Below are 16,496 nucleotides of genomic sequence, written 5' to 3' on the forward strand. Positions count from 1 at the left end.
CCCGCCCGGATCACCGGGCGGCGCAGGCCGCACAGGTGCCCATGATCTCCAGAGTGTGGTTGACGTCGGTGAACCCGTGCTGGCCGGCCGTGCGGCGGGCCCAGTCCTCCACCGCCGGTCCGGTGACCTCGACGGTGCGCCCGCAGTGCCGGCACATCAGGTGGTGGTGATGGGTGCGGCTGCACCGCCGGAACAGTTGCTCTCCGGTGGGCAGGCGCAGGATGTCCACCTCGCCCGCGTCCGCCAGAGCCTGCAGGGTGCGGTACACGGTGGTGAGACCCACCGCTGCTCCCCGCTCGCGCAGTTCCGCGTGCAGGCGTTGCGCGCTGCGGAACTCGTCCGAGCGGCCGAGCAGCTCGATCACCTCCGCCCGCTGTCGGGTGTTGCGGACGGCACCGGGGATCGGATTCGTCGTCATCGGCTGTCACCTCCTCCTTGTTCCGCCCGGGCCTGCACTCCGAGCACCGCGATGGTGATGCTAACCGACAAGCTCACCGTGCCGGTCGGGCATCGCGCCGACGCAGGTCAGCGTGGCCGCAGGTCGGACCCTCGGATGAGGTCGACGACAGCCTGCAGGTCGTGCGGTGCCTCGATCGGCCCGATCAACGCCGGTCGCCCGCCCACCGCCGGGCCGGTGAGCAGGAGCAGCGCGGGCGCCCGATGGCAGGCGCCGAGGCAGCCCGCCCGGATCAGGACCCCGTTCCGACTGGACCGCACCGCTTCGCGGAGGGCACCGACGTAGTCCGCCGGGTCCTCCGGACCGCCCGGTCGGCTGCGCTGGCGGAGCGCGTGGCAGCGATGGCCGTCGCAGTAGATGACGGTGGCCCCGGCGGCCGCGCCGGTGCTCATCGGCCGTCCCCCGGACGGCGGAAAGCCATCAGGGCGTGATCTGCTCGCCGATGGAGCACCGTCACGTCGGGGAAGCCGGCTCGCCGGGCGGCATCCCGGTGCCAGTCGACCGGCGCGGTGAACTCCGCGCAGGAGAGGCCGGTCAGGGCGGCTGCCCGCTCACGCAGCAGCGGCGCCATCGCCGGTTTCCCGCCCAGCCTGGACCACCAGGCCGTCCAGGGATCGGCGCCTCCGTCTGCCGGCTGTGCCGTCAGCACGGTCGAAGCGTCCCGCATCACGTCGCCGACGAGCAGCAGCCCGCCCGGCCGCAGCAGCTGCCGGGCCTCGGCGTACCAGTCGCGCACCCGGTCTGCGGTCAGGTAGTGCACAGTCATCAGGGCCAGCAGCACGTCGTAGGGGCCACCGGCAGACGCCACCCACTGCTCGGTGGCGATGTCGGCCCGGACGGTGCGCACGTGCGGCAGCGCGGTGCCGGTCAACGCCAGCAGGACCGGGTCGACGTCCAGCACGGTGACGTGGGCATCGGGCCACCATCGCAGCACCGCCTCGGCGGTGGTGCCCGGCCCGCCGCCAACGTCGAGCACCCGCTCCGCTGACCGCCCGTGCATCTCCTGGACCGCGGCGAGGCCGGCGGCGAGAAATTCGTCCCGGCCCGGTTGGTAGTACCGCATCACCGTCTCCCAGTCCCGCCGCCACCAGGCGACGTCAGCGGGAGCGAGCATCGTCGACATGATCAGACCCGGACCGGCTCGGCGTGGTCGTGGTCGTCCAGGTCGCCCAGGTCCCACTCGGGGAACGGGTCGGGAAGGGCCCGCCATCCGAGTTCCCCGGCGGCGACCTCAACGTCGGTGAGCAGACAGGCGGTCAGGGCCGCCCGGAGCCCGTCGCCATCGAGGCCGACGCCGATGAGGACCAGTTCCTGTTGGCGGTCACCGAACACCGGATGCCAGCGGGACTCCAGCTCCGTGCGCTCGACGGAATCCTCCGGCCACTCCCCCGACACCGCGATCGGCACCCCGGCCGGATCGCACCGACCGGACGGCCCGGCCTGGGACCAGAGCGCCACCACGTCCGGGCGGCTCGCCAGCCACAGGAACCCCTTCGACCGCACCACACCGAAGGCGTCCAGGCCGCCGGCGAGCAGCTCCCACAGGCGCTGCGGATGAAACGGCCGGTGGTCACGGAACACGATGCTGGAGATGCCGTACTCCTCGGTCTCCGGCACGTGTTCACCGTTGAGTTCGGCGACCCAACCGGGCGCGGTCTCCGCCCGATCCAGGTCGAACCGGCCGGTATGCAGGATCTCCGCCGCGTCGACCCGACCGTGGACCGCGCGGACCTGCCGGGCGGCCGGGTTGAGCCGGGTCAGCAGCGCCTCCACCACCGCCAGGTTTTCCAGGGACACCAGATCGGTCTTGTTGACCACCAGCACGTCGGCGAACTCGATCTGGTCGACCAGCAGGTCGGCGATGCTCCGGTCGTCCCCCTCGTACGCCGCGAGGCCCCGCGCCTCGAGCGTCTCGCCCGCCTCGATCCGGGCCAGCAATCCCGCCGCGTCGACCACGGTGACAGTGGTGTCCAGCCGGGCCAGGTCGTCCAGGATCTGCCCGCCCTCCACCCCGAAGGCGAACGTGGCGGCCACCGGCATCGGCTCGGAGATCCCGCTGGATTCGATGAGCAGATAGTCGAACCGACCCAACCGAGCGAGGCGGGCCACCTCGTCGAGCAGGTCGTCGCGCAGCGTGCAGCAGATACAGCCGTTGGTCAGCTCGACCAGCCGCTCCTCGGTCCGCGACAGCGCCCCGCCGTCGCGGACCAGCGCGGCGTCGATGTTGATCTCGCTCATGTCGTTGACGATCACCGCCACCCGCAGCCCGTCCCGGTTGGCCAGGACGTGGTTGAGCAGGGTCGTCTTGCCGGCACCGAGAAAACCCGACAGGACCGTCACCGGCAGCCGGCCGGTCACGGCTGGTCCACCACCTGACGTCCCTTGTACAGGCCGCAGTGCGTGCAGGCCCGGTGCGGCACCACCATCTCCTTGCGGGGACAGGGGCAGGGGGTCAGCTGCGGCACGGCCGCCTTCCACTGCGCCCGCCGGTGCCGGGTGTTCGATCGCGACATCTTCCGCTTCGGAACAGCCATGGAAACTCCTTCTGCTCGGTGTCACACCAGACTACCGGCATCGGTTTTCGTTTTCATAATCGTCGCGATCGGCCTCCGACACACGCGCGGCCCGGCGGTCAACGGCGGGAGATGACCATGGTCTGCGGAGGCCGCTCCAGCTCATGGACTTCGATGGACTCGAAACCGGCCTCAGTCAGCCAGCGGCGGTAGTCGCTCACCGGGTGCGCATCACCGCCATCGGTCCAGACCAGCATCTGGAGGCCGAAACTCGCGGTCACCTCGTCCCGGCCGCACATGTAGCTGACGACCACCAGGCCGCCGCCGGGGGCGAGAACCGGACGCAGCCGGCGATACAGGTCACGGTTCACCGACGCGCCGAACATGTTGGTGACGGCTGCGCACAGCACCAGGTCGAACGGGCCCGCCGGCAGGGCGGTCCGCAGGTCGCCGGCGAAGAGTTCCACACCAGCAGAGGCCAGGCGGCCGCGCTCCTTCGCGATGCGGATCATGTCGGGCAGGTCCTGCATGGTCACGCGCAGGCCACGGCGCGCGAACTCCAGTGCGTGCTCACCGTGCCCGCCGCCGAGGTCGAGTACCCGGCGGGCCGCTGGGAAGTGCCGCAGGCAGACGTCGACCATCGGCCCGGTCAACCGGCGAGCGTTGATGGCCAGCAGGTTCGGCTCGGTACGCGACGGGGGCGCGGGCCGCGCGGGCATCCCGTCGAGCAGGGCGGTCCGGTCGCGCAGCCGCGGGCCGAGCAACAGCACCCAGCGACGAATGGTGGCCGCGTGCCGCAGCAGCACGGCGCCGCCCGGCGGCACGGGGGCACGCTCGCCCAGGTGATAGCACCCGTTGGTGTCCTCGGCGAGGACTCGCCAGGCGGTCAACTGACCTAGAACTGCCCGCAGCGCGGCGACGTCGAGTTGGCAGCGCTCGGCGATCGCGTCGGCAGGACCGGGCAGCGCGTCGAAGACCCCGGCCTCGGCGGCCGCCTCGTAGGCCAGCACGAGCCGCCAGTCGGCGAGGTCGCCCGGCGGGGCGAGGAAGGACAGGTCAGGGTCGGCATCCGACGGGACGACGTCGGATGGATCGGTCCGGGCGGGGAACTCCATTGGCTGGTGCCTCCGATCGTTGGCCTGGTGTCGGCGCGGCCGGCACGTCGAACTGTTCGTTGGAACACACAAACAAATGCGCGACTGCGCATGTATCTTGGACTCGAGAACGAGTCACACCGAGGAGGACGACATGAGCACGGGCACCATCCACCCGACCCATCCCGCCGGACACCAGCACACGCACGGGCCCGAGTGCGGGCACGTGGGCGTGCGGCATCTCGGGCACGTCGACTTCCTGCACGACGGGCACCTGCACCACGCGCACGACGGGCACTACGACGAGTGCAGCACCGAAGGGCACAATCCCGCCGAGACGCACGCACATCGGCACGCCGACGGCTGCGGGCACGTGTCGGTCCCGCACGACGGCCACACCGACTACCTGCACGACGGGCACCTTCACCACGCCCACGACGACCACTACGACGAGTGCGCGTCGAGCGAGCACGTGATCGCCGAGGAGCACGACCACGTCCACGGGGACGGGTGCGGCCACTCCCCCGTGCTGCACGGCGACCACCTGGACTACGTGCACGACGGCCACCGGCACGCCGCACACGGCGGACACTACGACGAGCACTGACCCCGTTCCGGTCGGCCTCACCCGCCGGTCCGCGGCCGTGGCGCCCACGTGACCGTCCGGACGACGGTCGCTCCGTTGCTGCCACGCTGATCATGAGCGCGGGGGCCGGCCACCCGGGTGGCCGGCCCCGTGCTCATGATCAGTGCCCAGCGGCATCGGTGACGGTGCAGCCCTCGGCCCCGGCGAGGCGCACCGTGCGATCGGCGAGGGTGGCGTCGGCGGCGTCGTGGCTGGCGTAGACCACCGCCGCGCCGGCACGGACCCGTTCGGCGAGCAGGTCGTGCACGTGCTGCCGGCTCGCCACGTCGAGTGCGACAGTGGGCTCGTCCAGCACGTAGATGTCGGCGACCTGGACGAGAGCCTGGGCGATGAGGGTGCGCTGACGCTGCCCGCCGGACAGTTCACGCAGCCTCCGCCGGGCCAGGCGGGCGAGGTCGAGCCGTTCCATGATCGCGCTCACCGCGGCACGGTCGTCGCGGCTCAGGCGCCGGCGCGGCCGGAACCGGCCGATCTGGACGCACTCCGTCACGGTCAGCGGGAGCGCGTCGATGCCGCTGGTTCGCTGCGGAAGCAGGGCCAGCCGGCAGCCGGCCCGCAGCCGGACGCTGCCCTCGGCCGGCTGCTCGACACCGGCCAGCAGGTGCAGCAACGTGCTCTTGCCGGAGCCGTTCGCACCGGTCACGGCGACCGTGGAGGCGGCCTCCACGCGCAGGCTCACGTTCCGCAGAACAGGGACACCGGCGTATCGAAACGCCACGTGCTCGGCGGTCAGGACCTCGGTGCTCACCACTCCCCCTAAATGATATCGATTGTCAGTTCCACTATAGTCGACCCGGTGATGGCGTCACTCCTCGAACCGTTCACCGTGTCCTTCGTCGTCCGCTCGCTGATCGGCGGCGTCCTGCTGGCCGCGGTGTGCGCCCTGGTCGGCGTGTGGGTTATCGCCCGCGGCATGACCTTCCTCGGCGAGGCGATGAGCCACGGCATGCTGCCCGGTGTCGCCATCGCGTCGATCTTCGGCGGCAACCTCGTCGTCGGGGCCGCCGCGAGCGCGTTCGCCATGGCGGTCGGCGTCAACGCGCTGCGGCACAGCCGCGAGTTCGGGCGCGACACCAGCATCGGGCTGCTGTTCGTGGGGATGCTCTCGGTCGGGGTGATCGTCGTCTCGCACTCGCGGTCCTTCGCCACGGACCTCACCGCTTTCCTGTTCGGCGACGTGCTGGCGATCCGGTGGCCCGACCTGCTGCTGCTCGCCGGCGCGGTCGCCGTGGTCGCGGTGGCCTCCGCCGTCTGCTACCGGCCGTTCCTGGCGCTCACGTTCGACCCGCGTAAGGCCCGGACCCTCGGCCTGCGCCCCGAGATCGCCAACGCCGTCATGCTGGCCCTGCTCACCATCACGATGGCGGTCGCCTTCAGCGTCGTCGGCACCCTGCTCGCCTTCGGCATGCTGATCGCGCCCTCGGCGGCGGCGATGCTCGTCGCGCGGCGGCTCCCGGCGGTGATGCTCACCAGCTTCGGCATCGGCTCGGCCGCGACCGTGGTCGGCCTGTGGATCTCGTGGTACGCGGCGACCGCCGCCGGCGCCACCATCGCCGCCGTCGCCGTCCTGCTGTTCTTCGTGATTCTCGGCGTGCGCCGGCTCACGACCGCGGTGCGGCGCCGTCGGTCACCGGCCCCCACGCCCACCTCCAACCCGGTACCGGAAGGACATTCGTGATCATCGGCACCACCAGACGATTCCTCGGCGTGGCCGCCCTGGGCCTCACGCTCGCGATCTCCGCCTGCGGCGCGCCCAGACAACAACCACAGGGCGTCGAGGAGACGCCGCACGGCTACGTCGAGGGCGCGGAGGAACTGGCCGAGCCGCAGTCGGCCATCGCGTACGCGGCCCGCGGCGCGCAGCGGTTGCGCCTGCTCGACCTGAGCACCGGATCCGAGAAGGACGTCGGCCTGTCGGTCGGCGCCGAGCGGCTCACCGAGGACGGCCGCTTCGTCTACGTCGACGACGGTGACCGCACTCTGGAGATCGTCGACGCCGGCGTGTGGACCGTCGACCACACCGACCACGTCCACTACTACCGGGCACCGTCCCGGTCGATCGGCACCCTGCCGCTCGACGCACCGGTCCGGACGGTCGCCGGCTTCGAGGCCCACACCACGGTCGGCACCGCCGACGGCAAGGTGACGGTCCTCGACCGACGCGAACTCGAGGCCGGCCGGGTCGCCGAGCTGGCCGCGATCGACTCGAAGAGCTCCACGCCGCTGGCCGTGCCGTACGCGGAGCAACTCCTCGTCGCCATGGGCGACGATCCGCAACGGCCGGCCGACCGGATCGTCGCCATGGACGCGAAGGGCCAGCCGACCGGCGCCTTCGAGACGCCCTGCGCGGCGCCCCGCGGCTGGGCCGTCCTGCGCGGTGGCGCGGTGATCGCGTGCGAGGACAGCCTCGTCCGGATCAAGCAGGAGGGCGACAAGCTGACCGCCAAGGTGCTGCCCTCCCCGCGCACACCGGTCCCGCCGGGCGGGTTCGGCTACCGGCCGCGCAGCAATGAGGCCGCGGTGGCGGACCGCACCGGCATCTGGTCGGTGAACGCCGCCAAGGCCACCCTGCGGTACGTGCCGGCCACCGGCCGCGACCTGGTGGCCGCCGCGTCACCGGCGGACGGCAGCACGGTGCTCGCCCTCGACGCCTCCGACACGCTGATCAGCTACGACCTCGGGACCGGCAAGGTCCTCGCCCGGAAGCCGCTGCGTGCCACCGGCCTGACGCTGGACGCCGACCGCGCCTACCTGGCCGATCCGGAGGGCCAGGTCATCCACGAGATCGACTACCGCGACGGGCTGCGCACCGCCCGCACGCTGAAGGTCGCCGAGCGACCGGATCTCGTCGTGGAGGTCGGCCGATGAGGGCACGGAGGCTCCTCGCGACGCTCGCCGTCGGCGCCCTGCTGACCGGCGGCGCGGCCTGCACCTCAGCCGACGAGTCGCGCATCGTGGTCACCACGAACATCCTTGGCGACGTCGTCACCGAGATCGCCGGCGAGGAGGCCGAGGTCAGCGTGCTGATGAAGCCGAACGCCGACCCGCACTCGTTCGCCATCTCGGCCCGGGAGGCGCACACCATGCAGACGGCCGACCTGGTCGTCTACAACGGGCTGGGGCTCGAAGAGGGCGTACTGCGCCACGTCGAGGCGGCGAAGGCCGAGAAGGTCCCGACCGTCGAGGTGGGGACCAGGATCGGCCCGATGGAGTACGAGGACGGCGACGCCGCGGGGCTTCCGGATCCGCACTTCTGGACGGATCCGGCCCGAATGGTCACCGCGGTACGGCTGCTCGCCGACGCGATCGTCGAGCACGTCGACGGGGTGGACGCCCGCGCGGTGCGGGAGCGCGCGGACGCGTACGCGAGGAAGGTCGGTGAGCTGGACGCGGAGCTCGCGCGGCGGTTCGCCGCCATCCCGTCCGAGCGCCGGGTCCTGGTCACCAACCACCACGTGTTCGGCTATCTCGCCGACCGCTACGGCTTCCGGGTCATCGGCGCGATCATCCCGAGCGGCACGACGCTCGCGTCGCCGAGTTCGTCGGATCTCGCCTCGCTGGTCACCGCCATCCGGACCCACCGGGTGCCGGCGATCTTCGTCGACACCTCACAGCCGGCCAAGCTGGCCGAGGTGCTCGTCTCGGAGGCAGGCATCAACGTCGAGGTGATCGCCCTGTACTCGGAGTCGCTCAGTGAAGCCGACGGTGGCGCCCCCAGCTACCTGGGCATGATGCGCTTCAACACCGAGGCGATCATCGGCGGCCTATCCGGTTGAGACACCCCGGCGTCAGGTCGGGCGACACCCCCTGTAGAGTGAATGAAAATGATTGCCAGTTTCAGTTTGAGGGAGAAGTTCGTGAGGCATCGTGGAATCAGCGGCGCAGCCGCCCTGGTGGCGGCCACGCTGGCGCTCACCGCGTGCGCGTCCGGTTCGGACGAGGGCACCGCACCGGCGGCCGGATCATCCGCAGCGGCCTCGGTGAAGGAGCCGGTGGCGATCACCTACGACGGCGGCATCTTCGTCCTCGACGGTGAGGCGCTGAAGGTGGCGCACAACGTCACCCTGCCCGGCTTCAACCGGGTGAACTCGGCCGGCAACGACACCGGCGTGTTCGTCTCCACCGAGTCCGGGTTCCAGGTCCTCGACGCGGCCGCCGGCAAGATGACCGACATCAGCTACCCGGGCGCCAAGCCCGGCCACGTGGTGCGGCACGGCGACCGCACCATCCTCTTCACCGACGGCACCGGCGAGGTGCACAGCTTCGACCCGAAGAAGCTCGCCGACGGCAAGCCCGAGGGACGCACCTACAAGACCGCGCAGCCGCACCACGGCGTGGCCGTGGAACTCCCCGACGGCACCCTGCTGGTGACCCTCGGCACCGAGGAGTCCCGCTCCGGCGCCATCGCGCTGGACAAGGACGGCAAGGAGGTCGCCCGCAGCGAGGAGTGCCCCGGCGTCCACGGCGAGGCAGTCGCGCAGGGTGAGATCGTGGGGCTCGGCTGCAAGGACGGCGTGCTGCTGTTCAAGAACGGCGCCTTCGTGAAGGTCAAGAGCGCGGGGGCGTACGGTGCCGTCGGCACCCAGGCCGGCAGCGAGAAGTCCCCGGTCCTGCTCGGCGACTACAAGGTCGAGCCGGACGCGGAGCGCGAGTTCCCCGAGCAGTTCGCGCTCATCGACACGGCGGCCCAGAAGCTCCAGGTCGTACCGATGCCCGAGGGCGTCAGCTACAGCTTCCGCTCGCTGGGTCGCGGCCCGAAGGGCGAGGGCCTGATCCTCGGCACCGACGGCAAGCTGCACGTCATCGACCCCGCCACCGGCAAGCTGACCAGCTCGTGGCCGGTGGTCGGCGCGTGGAAGGAGCCGATGGAGTGGCAGGAGCCGCGCCCGGCCCTGTTCGTCCGCGGCGACGACGCGTACGTCACCGAGCCCGCCACCAAGAAGGTGCACCGGCTCGACCTCACCACCGGCAAGATCGTCGGCTCGGTGACGCTCGACGCGATTCCGAACGAGATCAGCGGCACGTCGTCGGGACACTGACATTCAGGTCACCGGCGGTGGAGGCGCTCGTCTCCACCGCCGGTGGCGTTTGTGGCGCCGTAACCGCCACCGGCCACTGTGGCGAACCGGCGCTGATGGAAGACGAGCGGCTCGGCCGGGCGCAGCACCCGCGCCCGGCGCACGCCGGCCACCACGATCCGGTGGTCGCCGGCCTGATGCTCGGCGACCAGAGTGCACACCAGGCACGCGAGCGCGTCGTCGATGACCGGTACCCCGTCGCTCGCCTGCCAGTCGACTCCGGCGAACTTGGCGGCGCCGGGACGGGACAGCGCCGCCGCCACGTCCTGCTGCCCGGCGGCCAGCACGTTGACCGCGAAACACGGCGCGGCACGGACGAGCGGCCAACTGGTGGAGCCGTTCCCGACGCAGAAGCCGACCTGGGCGGGGTGCAGCGACGCGGAGAAGAACGAGCCGACCACCAGACCCACCGGCCGCGGTCCGGCGAGAGCGGTGACTGCGACGACACCCGTGGGGAACAACCGCATCGACGCCCGCAGATCGTCACCGGTCACGGTGCCCGGATCCGGGGAACACGCGGCCCGCCCGGATGGCGGGCGGTCCGAGATCCCCCGGTCCGGCGCGCTTTCCCGAACGTCGGAACCCCGACGCTGGTCACGCACGGTCGGCGTCCACCCGTGCCGGCGGGGCGACGGCAGCGGCACGACGGGACGGGACGGTTGTCAACGCGACAACGACACCGACCACCGCGGCAGCCGCGGCGACCCAGGCCACCGTGGACAACGCGCCGGTGAACGCGATCCTGCCCAGGACGTCGTCCGGGGCGGGCACCTCGCCGGGCCGCCCCGCCTCGACCAGGTCCCGGGCCGGTCCGGAACCCGGAAAGAGGTCCGCGATCCGGGCCGCCAGGACCGCGCCGAACACCGCGACCCCGACCGCGGTTCCCAGCGGGAAGAAGGAGTTGGCGGTGCCGCTGGCCATCCCGGCGTGCCGCGGCGGCACCACGGTCACGGACAGGTTCATCAGCGGCGCGAACAGCAGACCCATGCCGGCACCGATGAGCACCAGGCCGGGCAGCGCGGTCAGCCAGGTGGCGCTCTCGTCGATCCGGGTCAACGGGAGGTATCCGACGGCCATGGCCGCGAAGCCGGCGACGACCGTGCCGCGTGCCCCGAGCCGCCGCTGCACCCGGGCCACGGTCAGGCTGCCCACCACGATGGCCGCGGGCAGCGCGACCACCTGGAGCCCCGCGTCCAACGCCGACTGCCCACGCACACCCTGCAACCACAGCACCAGGTAGGGCATCACACCGAAGCCGACCGCTCGGGTCAGGAAGCTGAGCGCACCCGCACCGGCGAAGGCCGGCACCCGGAACAGGGCGAGGTCCAGCATCGGATCGGCGGTGCGGACCTCCACGACCAGGAACGCGGCCAAGCCGGCGAGCGCCACCAGGCCCACGCCCACCGTCCGCGCACTCGCCCAGCCGTTCTCGGTGCCGGAGACCACCACCAGGTTCGTCGCGCCGAGTGTGAGCACGCCCAGAGCGGTGCCCGGCAGGTCCAGACGCCGCCGGCCGGCCGGATCGTCGGCCGCCAGCCACCGCCGTGCGCCGAGCACGACCAGGACACCGGGGACGAGGTTCACCAGGAAGACCCAGCGCCACCCCAGGCCGGACACCAGCGCACCGCCGATGACCGGCGCGACGGCGGCGGAGACACCGGCGGTGGCGCTCAACACGCCGATCGCCGCGGTGCGCCGCTCGCCCGGATGGGCGAGAACGAGCAGCGGCACGGCGGCGGCCATGATCAGGGCACCGCCGACACCCTGCACACACCGGCCGGCGATCAGGCTCACCGCCTCGGGCGCCGCGCCGCACAGCAGCGAACCACAGGTGAACAGCAGGACACCGGTGACGAACACCCGGCGGTGCCCGATCCGGTCGGCCAACGACCCCCCGGCCAGCAACAGGGCCGCGAACAGCAGCGGGTAGGCGTTGACGACCCACTGGAGCTGCCCGAACGAGGCGTCGAGGTCCACTCCGATCGCGCCCAGCGCCACGTTGACGATGGTGATGTCCATGGTGGTCATCGCGGCGGCGACGCTCACCACGAGCAGGGTACGGCGGGCGTCGGCGGACTCAGGCGACGGCAAGGACGACCACCTCCGGCGCTCCGGCGCCGGTGGGCGCCGCCGCGGACCGGCAGCTCAGGCCGGACTCGCGGGACAGCTGGGCGACGTCGACCGTGTGCCAGTCGTAGGTGTCGCTCACCTCCCGCAGCAGACGACCGGCCCGGTACACCCGCCACGTGGTCGTGAACCGCATCGACGTGCCGTTACCCGGGGTGCCCGACACCCACCACTCGTAGTCGTGGCGCCCGATGGAGTCGCGCACCGACAGCGCGGGTGGGATCTCCCGCGACTGCCGCACACCCATCAGCTCGACGACGATCACCCCGCCCGGCGCGAGGCGGTCCCGCAACCGGGACCACAGCCGCCGGCGGGCCGGCTCGTCGAGGTGCCCGGCGACGCCGAAAAGCACGGCCGCCGAGATCACCTCCGGCAGGTCCAGGTCCGGTGCCGCACCATCGACCACCGTGACCCGGCGGCGCAGGTCGTCGTCGGCGGCCACCCGGCTGGTCAGCACGGCCCGCATTACGGCGGACGGCTCGGCGGCCACGATCGCCGCCCCGGGCGCCGCCGCGGCGATGATCTCGGTGACCCGGCCGGTGCCGGCGCCGATCTCGACCACCGGCCCAGCCGCCGCGTCGACGCCGGCGAGCGCGGCAGCCAGCGCCGGCCCGCTGCTGGCCGCCTGCCGCTCGGCGACGATCTCGTAGAACTCCGCCATCGGGGAGTAGAAGTCACGCACCCGCAGCTCCGATCACGGTATGCCGGCCCAGGACCCGCCGGTGCGGGTCAGGGCCGGATCGAGGGTGCCCAGCACGGTCCGCACCACGGCCCGGCGTTGGGAAACGAGGTAGAAGTGGTCGCCGGGGAAGGTGTGCACGTCCAGCGGCCCGGTGGTGACCCGGCTCCAGCCCGCCGCCTGGGCAGCGCTCAGCTCCGGGTCGTCCCCGCCACGCAGGACGGACACGGGGCAGTTCAGCGGCGGGGTCGGCGCGGGCCGGTAGGTCTCGATGAGCCGGTAGTCGCTGCGCACGTACCGCAGCACCGCCCGCCGCAGCTCAGGATCGGCAAGCACCTCCGCCGGGGTGCCGCCCAACCGGGTGAGTTCGTCGCAGAGTCCGTCGTCGTCGCGCAGGTGCACCTCGCCGCCGACCACCTCGCCCGGTGCCGGACGACCGGAGACGATCAGCGCGTCCGGTTCCGCCACGCCGAGGCGGCGCAGCCGCTGGACGGTCTCGTAGGCGATCGCGGAGCCCATGCTGTGCCCGAACACCAGGTATGGCCGGTCGAGGACACGCCGCAGGGCACCGGCGACACGGCCGGCGAGTTCGTCCATCTCGGCCACCGGCGGCTCGGCGAACCGGTCCTCCCGCCCCGGGTACTGCACGGCGACGAGCTCGACCGACGACGGCAACAGGGTGTCCCAGGGGCGGTAGCTACCCGCTCCCCCGCCGGCGTGCGGGAAGCAGACCAGCCGTACCGCCGCCGCCGGCCGCGCCTGGTACCGGCGCAGCCACGGGCCCAGCGACCCGGCGCCGGTCACCACGCCACCGGCAGGTACTCGACGCCGAACGTGGCGGCGTCGTGCTTGAGATCCAGTTCATCGAGCGAAACGGCCGGGCGCAGGCCGGGCAGGCGCCGGATCAGGGTGCCGATGGCGATCTCCATCTCCAGCCGGGCGAGGTTCTGGCCGATGCACTGGTGCAGGCCGAACCCGAACGCGACATGGTGGTTGGCGGTCCGGGTGAAGTCGAGGCGGTGCGGATCCGGAAACACGGCGGGATCGTGATTGGCCGCGCCGAGCAGCGCGATGATGCCGTCCCCGGCCGGGATCCGGGTCGGTCCGACCTCGATGTCCTCGGTGGCCACCCGCAGCGGAATCGAGTCGGCGACGGAGAGCACGCGCAACAGCTCCTCGACGGCGGCGGGCATCAGGGCCGGCTCGGCACGGAGGTCGGCCAGCCGGTCGGGGTTCTCCAGCAACATCAGTGTGCCGAGGGCGATCATGCTGGTGGTGGTCTCGCGCCCGGCGACGATGGTGATGCCGATCGTGGAGAGCAGTTCCTGCCGGGTCACCGCACCCTGACGCAGGTGGTTGACCACGAGCTTGGACAGCAGGTCCTCACCGGGCTCCTCCTCACGGGCGGTGATCAGCCCGTCCAGCACCCGGAACATGCTGCCCAGCGCGGCGGTCACCTCCTCGGCGGTGCTGCCGCGACCACCGGAGATACGGGTGACGTCACGGAACAGGGCCAGATCGTCGGTCGGCGCGCCGAACAGGCCCAGCACGGTCGTGGTCGAGATCGCGTTCGCGTACACGGTCACCAGGTCGGCCGGCGGCCCGGCGGCGATCATCTCGTCGATCAGCCGGTCCGCGGTCGCCTGGATCGCCGGGCGCATGTCCCGGATCCGCTTCACCGTGAACTCGGCCTGCAACATCCGCCGGTGCCGGGTGTGCTCGGGCGGATCCGTACGGATGAATGGCCGCGACTTCGCGCCCGCCTCCTGTTCGCCGACCCCCAGTGCAGGGAAGTTCGGCCGGCGGATGTCGGAGCTGACCCGCGGGTCGGCGAGCAGCCGCCGTACGTCGGCGTACCGGGTGAGGAGCCACGGATGTTTGCCGGTGGGGATCGTCACCTGAGACACCGGCTCCTTGTCGCGCAGCTCGGCGTAGCGCGCGGGCGGGGCGAACGGGCACTCCCGCGGGATCGGAAAGGCGGGCGGATCGTCGGTCATGATCGGGTCTCCTCTCGGCCGGCGGCGAGCACACCGATCGGCGGCCCTCCCGTCACATGCGGAACGTCGTGCAGGACCAGTCCGGACTCGGCGGCCACCTGCGCCAGCGTGATGGTGTGCCAGTGGTACGCGTCGGTCACCTCGCGGACGGTCCGCCCGTCGTGCAGCACCCGCCAGGTGGTGTGCAGGCGCATCCGGCCGGGACCGTCGGGCTCCCCGGACAGCCACCACTCGTATCGCTGCGCGCCCAACTCCGCCCCGGCCAGCCGGGTGGGGGCGAGGACCAGCGGACGGTCCATGTTCATCAGCTCCACGACGATCACCCCGCCCGGGGCCAGCCGGTCGGCCAGCCGCCGCCACAACCGTTGCCGGTCACCGGCATCGAGGTGGCCGGCGACGCCACAGACGACGGCGCCGCTGATCGTGTCGGGCAGATCCAGATCCGGAGCGGCCTGCGCGGAGACGGTCACCCGCCGGCGCAGGTCCGGGTCGCGGTAGATGCGGCTGGTGAGCACCGCGCGCATGCCGGTCGCCGGTTCGCAGGCCAGCAGCTCCAGCGCCGGGTAGGCACGGGCCACCGCGGCGGTGATCAGCCCGCTGCCGGCGCCGATCTCCACCACCGGCCCGGCCCCGGGATCGGCGCCGGCGAGCGCGGCTACCACGGCCGGGGCGCTGCCGGCGGTGACGTGCGACGCGGCGGCCAGATCGAAGAACTCGGCCGTCGGCGAGTAGGGCTCGGGCCCGTTGTCACGCGACCCCGACGATTCCGCGGCCGGCTCCGGCGGTCGGGGCCGATCCGGGGCCGGGCCCTGCTGCCCGGCCGGGGCGGGTTCCCGCGAATGGGCCGGGCCCACCGCAGCCGGTTGCGGCGGGTCAGCCAGGTCCGCGACCGTGACAACAGCCGGGCGGGCAGGTCTGACGATCTCCGGCGGCCCGAGACGCGCGGCGAACTCCGCCCAGACCCGGCAGGCGGTGATGTCGTACTGGGCCGCGCGTAGCGGATCACCGCCGGCCCGGACGGACTCGGCGAACCCGGCGACAGCCCGGCGCACGGCCTCGGGCCACAGCCGATCGAAGATCTCCTGCCCGCTGCCCGGTCCGGTGCCCGGCAGCACGGCGGTGCTGGGCTCGTCGAGGCCGGGACCGGCGAACACCAACCGGCGTTGGTCGTCCCGGCCGGCGTGCAGGCGCGGACTCCACAGCACCGGTCCGTGGGTGTCCGCGAGCGTGAGCACACCGGCACCGGTGCCGATCGCGATCCGGTGCCACAGCAGGGCGTGGTTGTCGCGGTCTGCCGGGTCGAGCTGGTGGTGCACCCGAACGGTCAGCGGCACACCGCCGAGCCGGCCGGTCAGCGAGCGCAGCGGTCCGTCTCCGCCCGGCTCGTCCACCCGCCACGGACGCAGCCCACCGAGGGCGCGACCGAGGATGTCCACGAACGGGTACAGGACATGGACCGGGGTGGCCGCGTCGACGAACAGCGGCCGCTCCCGTTCGCGCAGCCGGGCAGCGGCCGCAAGGAACCGGCGCACCGGCTCGACGTGGTGGTAGTGGGCGTTCACCCGATACTGCACACCCTGCCGGCGGGCCAGTTGCAGGCAGGCGACCATCTCGTCGTGGTGCACCGGATGCTCCTGGAGCACATGCACGCCGCGGGACATCAACGCACGGGCCAGGTCGGTGCCGGGGCCGCCGGAGACCGTGGAGCCGACCACGACGCACGCCAGGTCGATGTCGTCACCCACCGTGTCGAGGCTCTCGTGATGGGCGACGCCGTAGCGGCGGGCCAGCTCCCGCGACGCTGTCCCCCCACTGCTGAGCACCCCGGCCAATTCCAGGCCGGGTGCCAGGTCGGCGATCGCACGCAGATAGAACCGCCCGAAGTTGGTGCCGCACACCAGCACC

General features: G+C 72.3%; 18 protein-coding genes. 5 read left to right on the forward strand and 13 right to left on the reverse strand.

Annotation, left to right across the window (positions count from 1 at the left end; genetic code table 11):
• Nucleotides 1–10 precede the first annotated feature (10 nt).
• The 6 genes from KSK32_RS30625 to KSK32_RS30650 all read right to left on the reverse strand — a co-directional run bounded on the left by KSK32_RS30625 (nt 11) and on the right by KSK32_RS30650 (nt 4,085).
• Complete coding sequence (locus KSK32_RS30625; RefSeq protein WP_216935113.1) at nt 11–418, reverse strand: Fur family transcriptional regulator; 408 nt, start codon at nt 416–418, stop codon at nt 11–13.
• A 107-nt stretch (nt 419–525) separates the two neighbouring features.
• Entirely contained in the window at nt 526–849 is a 324-nt protein-coding gene (locus tag KSK32_RS30630; protein ID WP_216935114.1) for a hypothetical protein, read from the reverse strand.
• On the reverse strand, nt 846–1,571 hold the full coding sequence (locus tag KSK32_RS30635) for a trans-aconitate 2-methyltransferase (RefSeq protein ID WP_216935116.1): 726 nt from the start codon (nt 1,569–1,571) through the stop codon (nt 846–848). Before KSK32_RS30635 ends, KSK32_RS30630 begins: the two co-directional genes overlap by 4 nt.
• Nucleotides 1,572–1,582: 11 nt before the next feature.
• Nucleotides 1,583–2,815: a GTP-binding protein gene (locus tag KSK32_RS30640; protein WP_216935118.1), complete on the reverse strand. Its 1,233-nt coding sequence runs from the start codon at nt 2,813–2,815 to the stop codon at nt 1,583–1,585.
• On the reverse strand, nt 2,812–2,991 hold the full coding sequence (gene rpmF / locus KSK32_RS30645; protein WP_216935120.1) for a 50S ribosomal protein L32: 180 nt from the start codon (nt 2,989–2,991) through the stop codon (nt 2,812–2,814). The genes KSK32_RS30640 and rpmF overlap by 4 nt, the downstream gene beginning before the upstream one ends.
• Before the next feature lie 98 nt (nt 2,992–3,089).
• Nucleotides 3,090–4,085, reverse strand: coding sequence for a class I SAM-dependent methyltransferase (locus KSK32_RS30650; RefSeq protein ID WP_216935122.1), 996 nt, complete (start codon nt 4,083–4,085; stop codon nt 3,090–3,092).
• A 133-nt stretch (nt 4,086–4,218) separates the two neighbouring features.
• Here KSK32_RS30650 and KSK32_RS30655 point away from each other — a divergent pair, with 133 nt between their 5' ends.
• Entirely contained in the window at nt 4,219–4,671 is a 453-nt protein-coding gene (locus KSK32_RS30655) for a hypothetical protein (protein ID WP_216935124.1), read from the forward strand.
• A gap of 139 nt (nt 4,672–4,810) precedes the next feature.
• Here KSK32_RS30655 and aztA read toward each other — a convergent pair whose 3' ends face one another.
• On the reverse strand, nt 4,811–5,458 hold the full coding sequence (gene aztA, locus KSK32_RS30660) for a zinc ABC transporter ATP-binding protein AztA (protein ID WP_289256432.1): 648 nt from the start codon (nt 5,456–5,458) through the stop codon (nt 4,811–4,813).
• Between the two features lie 51 nt (nt 5,459–5,509).
• Here aztA and aztB point away from each other — a divergent pair, with 51 nt between their 5' ends.
• From aztB to aztD, 4 genes are all read left to right on the forward strand, one after another.
• The gene (gene aztB, locus KSK32_RS30665) at nt 5,510–6,388 is read left to right on the forward strand and encodes a zinc ABC transporter permease AztB (protein ID WP_216936444.1); all 879 of its coding nucleotides are present in this window, start codon (nt 5,510–5,512) and stop codon (nt 6,386–6,388) included.
• Nucleotides 6,385–7,578 carry a hypothetical protein gene (locus tag KSK32_RS30670; RefSeq protein ID WP_216935129.1) on the forward strand — a complete coding sequence of 398 codons (1,194 nt, stop codon included), beginning with the start codon at nt 6,385–6,387 and terminating at the stop codon, nt 7,576–7,578. The genes aztB and KSK32_RS30670 overlap by 4 nt, the downstream gene beginning before the upstream one ends.
• Entirely contained in the window at nt 7,575–8,486 is a 912-nt protein-coding gene (aztC, locus tag KSK32_RS30675; RefSeq protein ID WP_216935131.1) for a zinc ABC transporter substrate-binding protein AztC, read from the forward strand. The genes KSK32_RS30670 and aztC overlap by 4 nt, the downstream gene beginning before the upstream one ends.
• A gap of 81 nt (nt 8,487–8,567) precedes the next feature.
• Nucleotides 8,568–9,749: a zinc metallochaperone AztD gene (aztD, locus tag KSK32_RS30680; protein WP_289256433.1), complete on the forward strand. Its 1,182-nt coding sequence runs from the start codon at nt 8,568–8,570 to the stop codon at nt 9,747–9,749.
• Between the two features lie 8 nt (nt 9,750–9,757).
• Here the strand turns inward: aztD and KSK32_RS30685 are convergent, their stop codons facing one another.
• From KSK32_RS30685 to KSK32_RS30710, 6 genes are all read right to left on the reverse strand, one after another.
• Nucleotides 9,758–10,282 (reverse strand): flavin reductase family protein, encoded by a 525-nt coding sequence (locus KSK32_RS30685; RefSeq protein WP_216935135.1) that lies wholly within the window; start codon nt 10,280–10,282, stop codon nt 9,758–9,760.
• Between the two features lie 100 nt (nt 10,283–10,382).
• The gene (locus KSK32_RS30690; RefSeq protein ID WP_216935137.1) at nt 10,383–11,879 is read right to left on the reverse strand and encodes an MFS transporter; all 1,497 of its coding nucleotides are present in this window, start codon (nt 11,877–11,879) and stop codon (nt 10,383–10,385) included.
• Entirely contained in the window at nt 11,866–12,597 is a 732-nt protein-coding gene (locus KSK32_RS30695) for a trans-aconitate 2-methyltransferase (protein ID WP_289256434.1), read from the reverse strand. Before KSK32_RS30695 ends, KSK32_RS30690 begins: the two co-directional genes overlap by 14 nt.
• 12 nt (nt 12,598–12,609) lie before the next feature.
• Nucleotides 12,610–13,398: a thioesterase II family protein gene (locus KSK32_RS30700; protein WP_216935139.1), complete on the reverse strand. Its 789-nt coding sequence runs from the start codon at nt 13,396–13,398 to the stop codon at nt 12,610–12,612.
• Complete coding sequence (locus tag KSK32_RS30705) at nt 13,395–14,591, reverse strand: cytochrome P450 (RefSeq protein WP_254187259.1); 1,197 nt, start codon at nt 14,589–14,591, stop codon at nt 13,395–13,397. The genes KSK32_RS30700 and KSK32_RS30705 overlap by 4 nt, the downstream gene beginning before the upstream one ends.
• Nucleotides 14,588–16,489: a Gfo/Idh/MocA family oxidoreductase gene (locus tag KSK32_RS30710; protein ID WP_289256435.1), complete on the reverse strand. Its 1,902-nt coding sequence runs from the start codon at nt 16,487–16,489 to the stop codon at nt 14,588–14,590. Before KSK32_RS30710 ends, KSK32_RS30705 begins: the two co-directional genes overlap by 4 nt.
• Between the last annotated feature and the right edge of the window lie 7 nt (nt 16,490–16,496).

It is taken from the genome of Micromonospora sp. WMMB482 (genome assembly GCF_019038635.1).
Classification (GTDB): domain Bacteria; phylum Actinomycetota; class Actinomycetes; order Mycobacteriales; family Micromonosporaceae; genus Micromonospora; species Micromonospora marina.

What these genes read in the sequence shown, in the direction of transcription:
- aztC (WP_216935131.1), top strand. Translation starts at nt 7,575, where the DNA reads ATGAGGGCACGGAGGCTCCTCGCGACGCTCGCCGTCGGCGCCCTGCTG.
- aztB (WP_216936444.1), top strand. Translation starts at nt 5,510, where the DNA reads ATGGCGTCACTCCTCGAACCGTTCACCGTGTCCTTCGTCGTCCGCTCG.
- rpmF (WP_216935120.1), bottom strand. Translation starts at nt 2,991, where the DNA reads ATGGCTGTTCCGAAGCGGAAGATGTCGCGATCGAACACCCGGCACCGG.
- KSK32_RS30650 (WP_216935122.1), bottom strand. Translation starts at nt 4,085, where the DNA reads ATGGAGTTCCCCGCCCGGACCGATCCATCCGACGTCGTCCCGTCGGAT.
- KSK32_RS30655 (WP_216935124.1), top strand. Translation starts at nt 4,219, where the DNA reads ATGAGCACGGGCACCATCCACCCGACCCATCCCGCCGGACACCAGCAC.
- KSK32_RS30625 (WP_216935113.1), bottom strand. Translation starts at nt 418, where the DNA reads ATGACGACGAATCCGATCCCCGGTGCCGTCCGCAACACCCGACAGCGG.
- KSK32_RS30635 (WP_216935116.1), bottom strand. Translation starts at nt 1,571, where the DNA reads ATGCTCGCTCCCGCTGACGTCGCCTGGTGGCGGCGGGACTGGGAGACG.
- KSK32_RS30705 (WP_254187259.1), bottom strand. Translation starts at nt 14,591, where the DNA reads ATGACCGACGATCCGCCCGCCTTTCCGATCCCGCGGGAGTGCCCGTTC.
- KSK32_RS30630 (WP_216935114.1), bottom strand. Translation starts at nt 849, where the DNA reads ATGAGCACCGGCGCGGCCGCCGGGGCCACCGTCATCTACTGCGACGGC.